This is a genomic window from Endozoicomonas sp. ALC020, assembly GCF_049275935.1.
Classification (GTDB): domain Bacteria; phylum Pseudomonadota; class Gammaproteobacteria; order Pseudomonadales; family Endozoicomonadaceae; genus Endozoicomonas_A.
Genome location: NZ_CP184830.1, coordinates 1,299,645 through 1,312,477, shown reverse-complemented (window position 1 = coordinate 1,312,477; position 12,833 = coordinate 1,299,645). Strand labels below are relative to the sequence as shown.

Genomic DNA, 12,833 nt, shown 5'->3' with positions numbered 1-12,833 from the left:
GTAATTGGCCTGTCCAGTGATGGGCAGGCCTGGGAGTAGATGTACTTGGACGGGTATAACAAGAAAAATAATGCTTGCAGAAAGCGACTTTTCTCTAAATTCCATTTCTCGTTGAATGCAGCCGGACTGGCTTTATGCAGTCTCTGGCTGCAATCAACGGTCACTTTGGCCACACAACTACCGCTGCCAGATCCTTCGGGAAATCTCAGCAGAGACATTGAGAAGCAGAAAGAGCGCCTGGTTGAGCCTGAACTGAGAAAAAAGACGCCAACTGTGAAGAAGGATCAGGAGCCGGAAGCGGTTCAGGAAAGCGGTGGTCCAATGCTTCTTTTGCAGGGCATTCGCTTCACAGAATCTAGACACCTGTCCCGAGAGGAATTGCAGTCGCTGGCGGAGCCCTGGCTGGGCAAAGAAGTCAATTATCAGGATTTGCAAACCCTGCTTGGAGCTGTCAATACACTCTACAAGAGCAAAGGCATTTACACAGCTGCTGCAGTGTTTCCGGAACAGAAAATAGAGAATGGGCTGGTCAGTATCAGACTGGTAGAAGGTCGCTTTGGTGAACTCGTTTTTGCTGGCGAAGTAGAAGAGGATGACAGAGCGTATTTTCAGAAGTGGATCAATACAGACTGGCAGAAAGACTCCATCGATGTCGAAGCGCTGGAGCGGGATATCCTGTTTTATAACCGGGTTCACGGCCAGAGATTGCAGTCAGAGCTTAAGGCCGGTCAGGCGTTTGGATTGACCGATGTCGTTGTTCAGATTCCTGAATCGGAAGAAGGAGCGTCGCTCTATTTTGATAACCACGGCACTGAAAACGCCGGAGAAGAGCAGTTAAGTCTGCTCTACCAGAAAACGTCGGTGTTCAGCCACGGCGACAAATTATTGGGCTATGGTCTGACGTCTGATGGACTCAAGTCATTCAGCGCCAGCTACAACCGGGTCTTGGGCGAAGAGGGCTGGAGACTGGGAGGCAGTTTCCAGTACACCGACAGCGAGCTCGAAATCACAACAGTTGATGTCGACGTTACAGGTGACACGACACGTTACACCCTGGATGCCAGTTACCTGTTCTGGTCCGACATTGATGGCTGGCTGAACCTGCTTTTTTCAGCCAGCAGTACCCGTTCGGAAAACGCTGTTGCGGATGAACCTTTGTCGAACTACCGTAATGATCAGCTGCAGTTCGGGCAGGAATTGAATCTGCTGGACGACAACTGGCAGGTTAATGGCCGACTGCTGTTCAGCAGACTGCGCAGCAAGTCCATTCTGAATGATGATGTGCGGTACCTGAGTTTGTTGAACCCGAGCCTTACACTGATCTACAACTTTGACTCGCCACTCTATGTGCTGTCTTCATGGGAGGCTCAGTGGGCCAGTGAAGCAACTCTGCCTTCGAGCCTTGGCTTTGCTCTCGGAGGGTTGTACAGCATTCGAGGCTATAACAACAGTGCTGTGACCGGCGACAAAGGCTGGCGTCAGCAGACAGAGCTGCACTACTCTGGCCTGTCCTATCGACAGAGCGCAATCGAACCTTTTGTCTTTCTTGATCATGGCGAGACAAGGATGCCCGGTTCCCACGAAAAACTCACCTCCGCTGGCCTGGGGACAAAAGTCTCTGCCGAATGGGGCGCTGTTGAAATCACTGCCGCCCAGACGCTCGAGCCGGTGGGTGTCTCAGGGAATGACTTTCGGGTTTATGCGCGGTTTAGTCTGACCAGCTGGGATTGAGGTGCTCTGATCATCAAACAGGTTGCCACGAGGTTGCCACGCTTGAGCATGGGAGCGAGCCATTATGACTGAATGGTCAGCAATCCATCATTAGTCTCTGTCAGAAATTGATTGATACGACTCCTGTTATTACTGATCAGGGATTCAAGAGCGGGTAGACGAGCGTTACCGATTTTAATGTGGATGACTTTAGGCGGTGGCCCGAACCGACTCCAGAAATCTACGAAGTCTTTATCTTTGGTTAATATGGCCTTATTGTGTGCTTTCGCGTATTCCCAGACCAGCCGATCCGGGGCTCCTTCACCCAGTGATTCGACTCTTGAGACAGCCTGCGTCCCTTTGTAATCAGCTTCTATTCTTGCTGCCAGTTTGTAAGACAGGTTTTCATCAATCAATATCACTACGCAGCATCCCCCTTAGCCAGATTTTGGGCGGCATAACCCAGGGCAGCTCGTATCTTGGTTTCATTCAGGCTGGGAAAGTCCGATATGATTTCGGCGAAGGACATGCCGGAACTCAGCATTTCAAGAATGCTTTCTACAGTGATCCGGGTGCCTTTAACGCAGGGCTTGCCTGTCATGACTTCAGGGTTGCATACAATCCAGATGTTACTGTCAATCACGTTGTATCTCCATTTATTGTGATTTTTCGGTAATTTTAGGCGTTGGGGGCGCTTTCAACAATGTGGCAAGCCATTTGACCCTGTATCCATGCCAACTTACTGAATTTTGAGCATAACAAACCAACACGCTGACCTACATGCCTCCGTTGCTAAGTGCCAGAATCTCAGGACTCCAGCACAGAAACCGACACTGCTTCCTCCGGGCCAATGCTGAGAAACCGAAAGCGGTATTCACAGTCTGCTGCTAACTGATAATTGGCTATTCCGTCTTTTGAGACAGTGTCTGCGTAAGCCATTGGCAGGCTGTCCTGACTGACTTCGGACGACAACTGGCAGGTTAATGGCCGACTGCTGTTAAGCAGACTGCGCAGCAAGTCCATTCTGAATGACGATGTGCGGTACCTGAGTTTGTTGAACCCGAGCCTGACACTGATCTACAACTTTGACTCGCCACTCTATGTGCTGTCTTCATGGGAGGCTCAGTGGGCCAGTGAAGCAACTCTGCCTTCGAGCCTTGGCTTTGCTCTCGGAGGGTTGTACAGCATTCGAGGCTATAACAACAGTGCTGTGACCGGCGACAAAGGCTGGCGTCAGCAGACAGAGCTGCACTACTCTGGCCTGTCCTATCGACAGAGCGCAATCGAACCTTTTGTCTTTCTTGATCATGGCGAGACAAGGATGCCCGGTTCCCACGAAAAACTCACCTCCGCTGGCCTGGGGACAAAAGTCTCTGCCGAATGGGGCGCTCTGGAAATCAGCGCCGCCCAGACGCTTGAGCCGGTGGGTGTCTCAGGGAATGACTTTCGGGTTTATGCGCGGTTTAGTCTGACCAGCTGGGATTGAAATGCTTTGATCATCAAACAGGTTGCCAGGAAGCCTCCCAAAATAATAAGAGGGTGTCACAGTAAAAAAAGCAGTGATGGAAATGAGTATCTATACTTGAGCGTTGGGTTAATTCGGGAATCTGATAAAGCGGAGTACTTCTCTTTCTTCTGCTATCTGATTGACGACATCTTGTCGTTAGTGTCGAGTGAGCTGGTAAAAATCCGACTGGTGACGTTCGTTTGTTTTTCTACAGATGGATAAATGGTGACTGGAATTTTTTATGTGACCTTGGTCTGGTTAAAGCAGCTTCATGATATTCCCGGGTTATAACATCAGAAGAGGCTTTTTTAGTTATGAAAGTTTTAATGGCTATTCCTGTTGGTTTACTCCTTTCCGGTTTCCTGTCCACAGCATCGGCAGCAGAAGTGACATTCAGAGATGAAACGGTGGGGTTAGGCTATGGCTTTAGTGCAGTAGCTGCAGGTTTTCAACATAATGCTTTTAGATATTTCAGGAAGGTGGGTGGCTTGAAGGCCACTTTGGACAGTTTTATTAAGTCTGGTGTTTATCTTCCCATCAGTACCAGTATCAGTCTCCAGAATGTGAACAATGACCTTCATCCCACTGATGCCAGGTATCCCAAGGGGACTGTGGCCTGGTCCCTTGATAGCCCCGATGTTTATAAGCCCACCTATACTTTCTCTGTTTTTGCAGGTGGCATATTTTATTATCCTGATGAGCAGCCGTATATGATTACACTGTCAGTGGATGGAAGGGATTACGGTCCAGTGAAAACAAACAGGGAGAGTAACTGGTCTCCTACTCGCTTTGAGAGAGTACCTTTCTCAGATAGCAGTGATGTGGTTATAACCCTGTCCCCGATAGCTCAAAACGAGCCTCAGAATAATGAACTTTGAGTCTCAAACATTCCGGACAGTTTTTCACTATCGGGTTCATTTCTTCAGGGTGTAGAGCCTGATTATCTTCACGGATGCATAACGAGCCAGAACCCTCGCAGCCTGTAGGACAGTCTTAAGTCCGACAGGCTGCTCGCCCATAACTAAGCGTGATGGGCGGGGAATGGCGCTTAACGCACTTCCGGAACAGCGCTGAGCAGCTTACGAGTGTAATCATGCTGAGGTCTGGTCATTACATCTTCGGTATGGCCCTGTTCGACAATTTTGCCTCCCTTCATCACCGCGACCCGGTGAGCGAGATGAGGAATGATTGAAAGATCGTGAGTTATAAACAGGTACGAGACTTGCAGCTCTCTTTGCAACTCCAGCAACAAATCCATGACTTCTGAGCGGATAGATACATCCAGTGCGCTGGTAGGTTCATCACAAATGATCAGGTCAGGTTCAACCGCAAGCGCCCGGGCGATGGCTATGCGCTGACGCTGACCACCAGAGAACTCGTGGGGATAGCGATAGCGGTGCTCAGGCTCCAGCTGGACCCTCTTTAAAAGCGATTCAACACGTTGCTCCCTTTCAGCTTTGCTCAGACCCATCTGCAGGCTAATCATACCTTCTTCGATAATGTCACCCACCGTCATACGTGGGTTCATGGAAGAATAAGGGCTTTGGAAGATGACCTGGATTTTTTTGCGAAGGGGCAACATTTCCCTGCGGGAAAGCGCGTGAATTTTCCGGTGGTTGTACCAGATCTCACCACCGGTCGCTTTTTCCAGGTTAAGAATGGCACGACCAGTGGTGGATTTGCCACAACCCGATTCGCCTACCAGGGCCAGCGTTTCACCTTTGGCGATGGAGAAGCTGATGCCATTAACCGCTTTGGTGTAATCGTGAACTCTCTGGAGGATTCCCTTACGAATGGGAAAGTGAACTTCCAGATTATCTACCTTCAACAAGGGAGTGGGATGGGTCTGAGGCCGGTAAGCGTCCATGTCAGGCAGGCTGTTAATCAGACGACGGCTGTATTCTTCACGAGGATTCTCAAAGAAATCATCACAGCTGCCTTCCTCAATGATCTCACCCTGATACATAACACCAACACGATCAGCGGTTTCACGAACTACGCCCATATCATGGGTAATCAACAATACCGCCAGGTCACGGCTAATGGTTAATGCTTTTACCAGCTCCAGAATCTGCTTCTGAATGGTGACATCCAGGGCGGTGGTGGGCTCATCCGCCAGCAGAATATCCGGCTCACAGGCCAGAGCCATAGCAATCATAACCCGCTGCTGCTGACCTCCGGACATCTGGTGGGGATACCAGTCTACACGTTTATCCGGGTCAGGAAGGCCGACTTCTTCAAACAGTTGGACAGTGCGTTTTCTGATCTCGTCACCGGTCAGATTGGTGTGTATTTTCAGGGTTTCTGCAATCTGGTCACCCACTTTTTGAACCGGATTCAAAGAGGTCAATGCATCCTGAAAGATCATGGCGATCTTTTTACCACGAACGGAGCCCATTTCCTGCTCGGTCAGGGCAAACAGGTTGGTATCATCTTGCCGGATTATTCCCTGAGTGATTTTCAGAGCATCGGGCAGCAGACGCATGATTGACAACGATGTTACCGACTTGCCACTGCCTGACTCGCCAACCAATGCAAAGACTTCACCCTTGTTCAGTTGGAAACTGACGCCTTTTAGAATCCGGGTATCGGGTTCATGTCTGAGGACAACATTAAGATTGGATACCTGCAGTGCCGGTTCTTTGCTCTCGGCCGTTTTGGCCATGTTCTCCCCTGAGGATTCTGTAATGCTCATATCAGGCAGCCTCCAAATGGGTTTTGGGGTTAAAGGCGTCACTGACGAGGTCCGAGAAAAGGTTGGCTGCCAGCACCAGAACAAACATCAGGGTAAAAGCGCCTGCAAGGTTCCACCAGACGGCGGGTACCCGACTGAGTTCTGCGCTGCTAGTGCTGATCATATTACCCCAGCTGTGCATTGAAGAGTCGACTCCCACACCGATGTAGGCAAGCACTGCCTCGGCCATTACCAGACCACTGAAGTCGAGAACAAATATGATCAGAATGATATGGGTAACATTGGGCAGAATGTGTTTGCTGATGATTCTGGCATGACTGACGCCGAAAGCATGGGCAGCCTGGACATAGTCAAGTTGACTGATTTTCAAGGTTTCCGCTCTGAGCAGACGACAGAGGGTGGCCCAGCTGGTAACTCCGAGAATAAAGCATAGGCCGATGAATTTGGCATCACCTTTTTCGAGTCCGGTACTAAAGTAATCAGGGTTCAGGTCAATCCATATCTGGAACAGCAGAGCGGAGGCTGCAATCAATAGAAGACCCGGAATAGAACTGAGAGTGGTATACAAATACTGAATAATGTCGTCTACCCAGCCTTTGAAATAACCAGCGGCTATTCCAAGGGAAATGGCAATAGGCATCATGATCAGAGTAGCCAGAGTGCCAATCAACATGGCGGTGCGAATACCTTTGAGGCATTTGTAGAGAACATCGTTACCTCCTTTATCTGTGCCCAGGATGTGATAAAGGCAGCCGATGTGAATCATCCAGGTGAGCAGGCAAATAATAATTGCCAGGGTTATATAGGCCGTTTTCCACGGGTAGATGCTGTTTTTACCTTTCATCCAATAGGCATGGGCAGCAATCAGAAGAGCACTGAACAACAGGCCAGTGAGAAGCGCCTGAAATGATTGCAGGGCAATATCCACAAGCCTGTCATCAGAGGATTCCAGATGCTTACCTGCATGTTTCAAGCTGGCATAATCCCGGTAAGTATTGCCTTGTTCATCTTGCATATTTTCCTTGGAGTATGATTTCAGTGAGAAGGGGGCTGAATAGGTTTTTTCCTTGTCCTCCCCCATTTCGCCCAGCACCAGATCCAGAACACTGTTTATATGACTGGAGTAATAAACGTCACTTTTATACTGACCTTCAAGAGGTTCGATCGCCTTGCGAAAATGCAGTGAATCCAGAACACCTATGACAATGTAGGTAAGAATAATCAGAAAGCAGGACATGCCCAGTCGGGAACGAAAAACTCTGCTCCAGCGTTCACGACTCTCGTTGTTGCGAATGATACTGACAATGAATGCGATCATGGCTGCCAGTAGGATAAACAGCAATGCATCACTCCATAAAATAACCGGTTTCATGGATGTTCTCCTAATTCAGCCTGACACGGGGATCGACCAGTGTGTATGAAATGTCAGTGGCAATCAGGCCTATGATGTAGAGTACTGAGCCAATAAACACCATTGTTCTGACAATGGCGAAGTCCTGGGATTTCAGGGCATCAATCATGTAACTGCCCAGGCCCGGGATGCCAAAGAAGGATTCCATCACCAGGCTGCCCATAAACAGCATTGGAATGACAATCACGATATTGGTCAGAATCGGGATCATGGTGTTGGGCAGAATGTGCCGGAACAGGACGCTGACTTCGCTTACCCCTTTTGCCCTGGCCGTGCGGGCGTAATCCTGATTCGCTTCCTCCAGGAACAGTGTCCGGTAGAGTCGGGCTCCGGCTCCGGTACCGGCAATGACACCAATAACAACCGGAAGAATCAGAAACCTGAAGGAACCCAGTCCGGGCTGGAAACCCGACACAGGCACCAGGTTCCACAAACGGGTGACCAGATACTGGCCACCAATGATGTAAAACAGGTAAGAGACAGACATCAAGCCAACAAAAGAGACCACAAACACTTTCTCAAGTCCGGTATTGCGGAACATAACCACTAAAAGGGCTATGCTGATATTGACCCAGAGTCCGATGAGCAGTGTTGGCAGGGCAAACATGACGCTGGGCCACATGCGCTGGGAAACATCGCTGGTAATATCCCGACCGCTCTCCGACCGTCCAAAGTCGAAGCTGAAGAGACTGATGGATTTGTTGAAAAAGATGGTTTCTGTCAGTGCTTTCAGACCTTCTTCTTCGTGATTGAAAAACAGTGGCTGGTGGTAGCCATTCGTCTCTTTCCAGAGTTCAATGGCTTCCTCGGTGACGTATTTATCCCCCAGCTGAGCTCGTGCCATATCGTCAGGGCTGTTCACCACAAAGAAGAGTAAAAAAGTAATCAGATTGACACCAATAAGAATAGGAATGGCGTAAATCAGTCGTCTGATAATATAAGCAAGCATGGTAGAACGTCCTTAAACCTGAAAATTATTCTTCAGCTTTTTATTAGCTGTCGGTATTTATGACCAGCTTCTGGCGTCGTCTATAGGCGCGAATCGCAGGAATAAACAAAGCGACAAAAACCCCCATGCCTGCCACCAGAGGGACAAGATTGGGTTGGTTCCATTCAGCCTGTTTTTGTTTTCTCACTTCTGAATCGATCTTCAGGTATTTAAGGGTAGCCTTGGAGATGCCATGACGTTTGGTATTAGAAACCCACTGGTTATTCAGGTAATACTCTTTCGGGTATTCGCCAGTAAACCAGGGAGCATCAGCGCGAACCTGATCCAACATTTCGGCGATTAACCGATTTCGCTCAGGACCGGGCTGCATGGTCTTCATCTGCTTGAAAAGCCTGTTATAGCGAGGATTGTTATAGTTGGCATTGTTGTTGCCGTCACATTGACAGGCGACAGGGCTTTGAGGGCCATAGAGCAAGAACAGAAAATTCTCGGGATCAGGGTAATCGGCCAACCAGCCATAGGAGAACATTTGGTGGTTCCCTGTGCTCATTTTCTCTTTATAGCGATTCCAGTCTGTCGCTCTGAGTTCTAACTCTATGCCGAGTTTTTTGAGCTGGCGTTTTTGCCAGTCTTCACGGCTTTTGCTGGTGGCTTGGGCCTGGACATCCAGATAGAGCTTCAAAGGCTTACCTGTTTCAGCATAACGACCATTGGGGTAGCCCGCTTCAGCCAAAAGCTGTTTGGCGTATTCAAGGTCTTTGCGAACGGCCTTGCCATTTTTCCAGTCGTGGGTGAAGGGATTGATGCCTGCCTCTGCTTTCAGAGAACCTTCAATACCGGGAGGAATGGGCCCCATGAAAGGAATGGCGGAGCCGTTTCGGAATATTTCTATATATTCTTCAGAATTCCAGGCAATGGAGATGGCCTGACGCAGCTTTTGCTTTTTCGGGGAGTAACCACCCACCACATTGTCCAGCATATTGAAGCCCATATAGTAGACCGCAGGCTTAACATCCTGGGACAGAGTGATCTGTCTGTCTTGCATTTCGTCGGTAAGCTCTACACCCTCGGGGCCGATGGTCAAGGCCTGGTCAAAGTTTTGGGTGACGTTGCCGTGGTTTTCTCCTGAGCGATCGTAATATCCCTGCAGGAATTTGGTCCACATAGGCAAAACTTCTTTGTCCAGGCTGAAAATGGCTTTATCTATGAAAGGTACCTTTGCTCCGGCATCAGCAAGCAACCCTGCCTCTTTATCACCGGGGGCTCCTTCAGTGGGATAAAAATCATCCCTGAAGTTAGGATTTCGTTCCAGAATGATTTCCCTGTTAGGGTCATTTCTGGTCATCATGTAGGCACCTGTGCCGACTGGATACCAGTCCAGAGTCAGGTTGTTGTCTTTGAACCCGGGGTTGTTATAGAAGCGATCCGCCTCCCAGGGGACAGGTGCAAAAAAGTGCATGGCCAGCCAGTAAGAAAACTGGGGGTAGATGCCTTTTATAGTAATAGAGAAAGTCAGCTCATCAACTCTTTCCAGTCCCCTCATTTTGAATTCACGAAGATCCAGCCACCCGTCTCTTTCAACAGTTTTTAATTCCTCGGTCACTTCACTCATGCCATCTATATACTGAGCAAGGAAGCCAATTAAGGGTGCTTTATTGTGAGGGTCGGCAATCCTTTTGATCTGATAGAGAAAGTCGTCTGCGTCCAGCCCCCGAGTTGCTGTTTGACCAAAGTCGGAAAGAGCTTTGTAGTTTACGGTTTCACTTTCATCGTTAAAGAGATAGACGTAATCGCCTTTACCGTTTTTGGCGAACGCCGGGTGAGGCTGATAAACAATACCTTCCCTGAGGGTGATGGTGTATCGACTGAAGGCAATGTCAGGGCTATCAAAAGTGGTCTCCTCGTGGTTGGCGTTAAGAAAACGAACCTCTGGCATGGATTCAGCCACCAGAGGTTGCAGTTCATAAGGCCTTTTCAGAAAGTGATAACCAAGAGGAGGCTCGTAGATCTGGTCGATCAGCATACTTTCATCAGTGCTGTACGAAATAGCCGGATCAAAGTGCTGGGGGGGGAGTTGAAAATTGGTGTAGTAGACAGTCTGGTTCTGATGACCAGAACTTTCCTGATGAGGATTATTCCAGGGACCTGAACAGCCCGTCAGCTGAGTGGTAGCTATGAGTGTGGCAGCCAGATATCTGGTTGCTTTCTGGTTCATAATAACTTCATCCCCGTTTTCTAATAATTGTTCGTCGATGTCAGAGTTACTGAGTCATTTTCAAATCAAGGCAGAGACCGCCCTCTGGAGGCGATATAAAGCTTGTACCAGTCTTCCCTGCTTAGATGAACTTCCATCGCCTGAGAGCATGCACGAATACGATCTTTATCCGTTGTGCCAATCACAGGCTGGATGCTGGCCGGGTGCCTCATCAGCCATGCCAGAGCAATGGCTTCTCCGGAAGTCTGATAGTCTTCAGCCATCTCGGCAACCTGTTTTGCAGTGGCCTGAACGGCCGCTGGTTCCTTACTGGTATCTTTTCCGATGAACAGTCCCTGATCCAGACAGCCCCAAGCCTGAAGCTGAACGTTATTTTTACGACAGTAATCAATCATTCCCGGCGTAAAGCCAGTGTCGGCACTCTCACTCATGGCGACCAGTATCCCGTCTTCCACAAAGTCACAACGGGCAAGACTCATGGGCAACTGGTTGACGATCAAAGGTTGTTCGATGCAGGAGTGAAGGTAGGCGATTTGATGCTGGTTCATATTGGAAACACCAAAGTGTCGTACTTTTCCGCTGTCGTATAAGCGAGTAAACGCTTCGGCGATTAAATCGGGTTCCATCAGCGGGTCAGGGCGATGCAGTAAAAGAATATCCAGATACTCTGTACCCAGCCTTTCGAGAATGCCATTGACACTGAACTCTATCCATTGGGGAGAAAGGTCGTATCGACCGGGGTTGTCGTCGTCGGCAAAGCGAATGCCACATTTGGACTGGATGATCAGGTCCTGGCGAAGCTTTGGCTCCGCTTTAATAACGTTGCTGAATGCCTGTTCTGCTTTGCCCATGGTATAGATATCAGCATGGTCAAAGAAGTTAATGCCACACTCCAGTGCTGTATTCACGGCATTATGGGCCAGAGTGTGGTCGTGATCGGAAATAGGATTATTGTTCCACTCACCTCCCAGGCCCATACAACCATAAATCAGTCGGCTGGCTTTAGGAATGTGAATCTGAAGCGGGAAACGATTCATACTCAGCTCCCTTCTTAAGGACTATTCGGACAGCTCAAGGCTGTTCGGAAAAACTCATGGCTGTGTTGGGATTACTATGGCTGTTTGTTGGGTATTCAGTCAGTATTCAGAGCACTACTTCTTTTGTCTGGCTTCAAAAGCGGCCAGCTGTTCCTCCGATGCGGGCTGCTGATGCTTTTCTTTCCATTGGGAATAGGGCATGCCATAGATACGTTCTCTGGCTTCATTGTCGGACACTTCAACACCCAGATCGTCAGCAGCCGTTTTGTACCACTTGCCCAGGCAGTTCCGACAAAAGTTCGCCAGAATCATCAGGTCAATATTCTGCACCTCTTTATGATCATCGAGGTGCTTCAGCAGGCGGCGAAAAGTAGCTGCGTCGAGTTTGTCCTGAGTTTCCTGATCAATCTGTGTATTCATCACATCTTCCTTATAAGGTTGTCAGGCAGTGTAAGAAATTGTGGGTCAATAAAAAAGCCCCAGAATCTTCGGGGCTTTCTTCCCGATTATTGCTACCAGCTCCGGCACCATCGCACCATCTCTAAGCTGCAAGATTGGCTTGGAATAAACCACCAGAGGTAGCACACTTTTCGTGACTTCACGAAAAGGGTCAGGGCTTTTGACAGGCTTGATGCATATGACTATATTTGTAGCAATTTGTTACAAAAAGTAGGTTTTGAAACATGCCAAGCAGACCCTTACGACTGGATGAAGAGCTGGTGACCGCTGCAACCCTTGTTGGCAAGGTCAAAAAACGCTCGGCGGCAAAACAGGTGGAATATTGGGCCTGCCTTGGCAAGATTGCCAAGGAAAACCCTGATCTGCCCATTAATTTCATTGAAGATATTCTGGAAGCCGAAGAAGAGCGCAAACAGGGACTGGTCTCGGAGTACCGTTTTGGCTAAAGCAGAAACGATACTCCAGACAGCCCGGTTTGCAAGAGCCGTGAAAAAACTCAAGCCCAACCAGAAAGCGGATCTTGATACAGCTATCAGAGCCGTAGCCAATAATCCCGATATTGGCGATAAGAAGAAAGGCGTCCTGAGCCACCTTCAGGTTTATAAATTCAAGATGGCAAAACAATTGACCCTGCTGGCTTATTATTTTGACGACGGCAAGCTGTTACTGGAGCTGATCTCCTTTGGCTCCCATGAAAATTTCTACCGGAACCTTGAGCGGCATGAGCGCCAGTGATGCGGTTAAAAAAATATTGGCTATATGTAGCAAATATTGGCAAGGCCACTTTTTGCCATCCCCATCAACCGAGCAAGGGTCAATAAAAAAGCCCCGAAGAATTCGGGGCTTTTTT

Annotated in this window: 14 protein-coding genes; 5 read left to right on the top strand and 9 right to left on the bottom strand. The window is 48.8% G+C overall.

The features are described 5' to 3' along the window. Positions 1-45 precede the first annotated feature (45 nt). Entirely contained in the window at positions 46-1,731 is a 1,686-nt protein-coding gene (locus ACOJUO_RS03920; protein ID WP_422138984.1) for a ShlB/FhaC/HecB family hemolysin secretion/activation protein, read from the top strand. Between the two features lie 62 nt (positions 1,732-1,793). Here ACOJUO_RS03920 and ACOJUO_RS03915 read toward each other — a convergent pair whose 3' ends face one another. The 3 genes from ACOJUO_RS03915 to ACOJUO_RS03905 all read right to left on the bottom strand — a co-directional run bounded on the left by ACOJUO_RS03915 (position 1,794) and on the right by ACOJUO_RS03905 (position 2,733). Continuing rightward, positions 1,794-2,132, bottom strand: coding sequence for a DUF5615 family PIN-like protein (locus ACOJUO_RS03915; protein WP_422135457.1), 339 nt, complete (start codon positions 2,130-2,132; stop codon positions 1,794-1,796). Further along, on the bottom strand, positions 2,132-2,353 hold the full coding sequence (locus tag ACOJUO_RS03910; protein ID WP_422135456.1) for a DUF433 domain-containing protein: 222 nt from the start codon (positions 2,351-2,353) through the stop codon (positions 2,132-2,134). The genes ACOJUO_RS03915 and ACOJUO_RS03910 overlap by 1 nt, the downstream gene beginning before the upstream one ends. A 164-nt stretch (positions 2,354-2,517) precedes the next feature. Then, complete coding sequence (locus tag ACOJUO_RS03905) at positions 2,518-2,733, bottom strand: hypothetical protein (RefSeq protein WP_422135455.1); 216 nt, start codon at positions 2,731-2,733, stop codon at positions 2,518-2,520. A 13-nt stretch (positions 2,734-2,746) separates the two neighbouring features. Here ACOJUO_RS03905 and ACOJUO_RS03900 point away from each other — a divergent pair, with 13 nt between their 5' ends. Together ACOJUO_RS03900 and ACOJUO_RS03895 are read left to right on the top strand one after the other, a co-directional pair. Continuing rightward, a complete protein-coding gene (locus ACOJUO_RS03900; RefSeq protein WP_422135454.1) occupies positions 2,747-3,196 on the top strand; it encodes a ShlB/FhaC/HecB family hemolysin secretion/activation protein in 450 nt (149 codons plus the stop codon). 335 nt (positions 3,197-3,531) lie between these two features. Further along, the gene (locus tag ACOJUO_RS03895; RefSeq protein WP_422135453.1) at positions 3,532-4,095 is read left to right on the top strand and encodes a hypothetical protein; all 564 of its coding nucleotides are present in this window, start codon (positions 3,532-3,534) and stop codon (positions 4,093-4,095) included. A 170-nt stretch (positions 4,096-4,265) separates the two neighbouring features. Here the strand turns inward: ACOJUO_RS03895 and ACOJUO_RS03890 are convergent, their stop codons facing one another. The 6 genes from ACOJUO_RS03890 to ACOJUO_RS03865 form a co-directional block, all read right to left on the bottom strand. Further along, positions 4,266-5,912: an ABC transporter ATP-binding protein gene (locus ACOJUO_RS03890; RefSeq protein ID WP_422135452.1), complete on the bottom strand. Its 1,647-nt coding sequence runs from the start codon at positions 5,910-5,912 to the stop codon at positions 4,266-4,268. Between the two features lies 1 nt (position 5,913). After that, a complete protein-coding gene (locus ACOJUO_RS03885) occupies positions 5,914-7,284 on the bottom strand; it encodes an ABC transporter permease (protein WP_422135451.1) in 1,371 nt (456 codons plus the stop codon). A 10-nt stretch (positions 7,285-7,294) separates the two neighbouring features. Further along, on the bottom strand, positions 7,295-8,272 hold the full coding sequence (locus ACOJUO_RS03880) for an ABC transporter permease (protein ID WP_422138983.1): 978 nt from the start codon (positions 8,270-8,272) through the stop codon (positions 7,295-7,297). 43 nt (positions 8,273-8,315) lie between these two features. Next, positions 8,316-10,487: an ABC transporter substrate-binding protein gene (locus tag ACOJUO_RS03875; RefSeq protein WP_422138982.1), complete on the bottom strand. Its 2,172-nt coding sequence runs from the start codon at positions 10,485-10,487 to the stop codon at positions 8,316-8,318. 65 nt (positions 10,488-10,552) lie between these two features. After that, complete coding sequence (locus tag ACOJUO_RS03870; protein WP_422135448.1) at positions 10,553-11,524, bottom strand: aldo/keto reductase; 972 nt, start codon at positions 11,522-11,524, stop codon at positions 10,553-10,555. 114 nt (positions 11,525-11,638) lie between these two features. Further along, positions 11,639-11,944 carry a DUF1244 domain-containing protein gene (locus ACOJUO_RS03865; RefSeq protein WP_422135447.1) on the bottom strand — a complete coding sequence of 102 codons (306 nt, stop codon included), beginning with the start codon at positions 11,942-11,944 and terminating at the stop codon, positions 11,639-11,641. A 263-nt stretch (positions 11,945-12,207) separates the two neighbouring features. Here ACOJUO_RS03865 and ACOJUO_RS03860 point away from each other — a divergent pair, with 263 nt between their 5' ends. Further along, positions 12,208-12,429, top strand: coding sequence for a TA system antitoxin ParD family protein (locus tag ACOJUO_RS03860; protein WP_422135446.1), 222 nt, complete (start codon positions 12,208-12,210; stop codon positions 12,427-12,429). Further along, a complete protein-coding gene (locus ACOJUO_RS03855; RefSeq protein WP_422135445.1) occupies positions 12,422-12,718 on the top strand; it encodes a type II toxin-antitoxin system RelE/ParE family toxin in 297 nt (98 codons plus the stop codon). The genes ACOJUO_RS03860 and ACOJUO_RS03855 overlap by 8 nt, the downstream gene beginning before the upstream one ends. Positions 12,719-12,833: the final 115 nt, after the last annotated feature.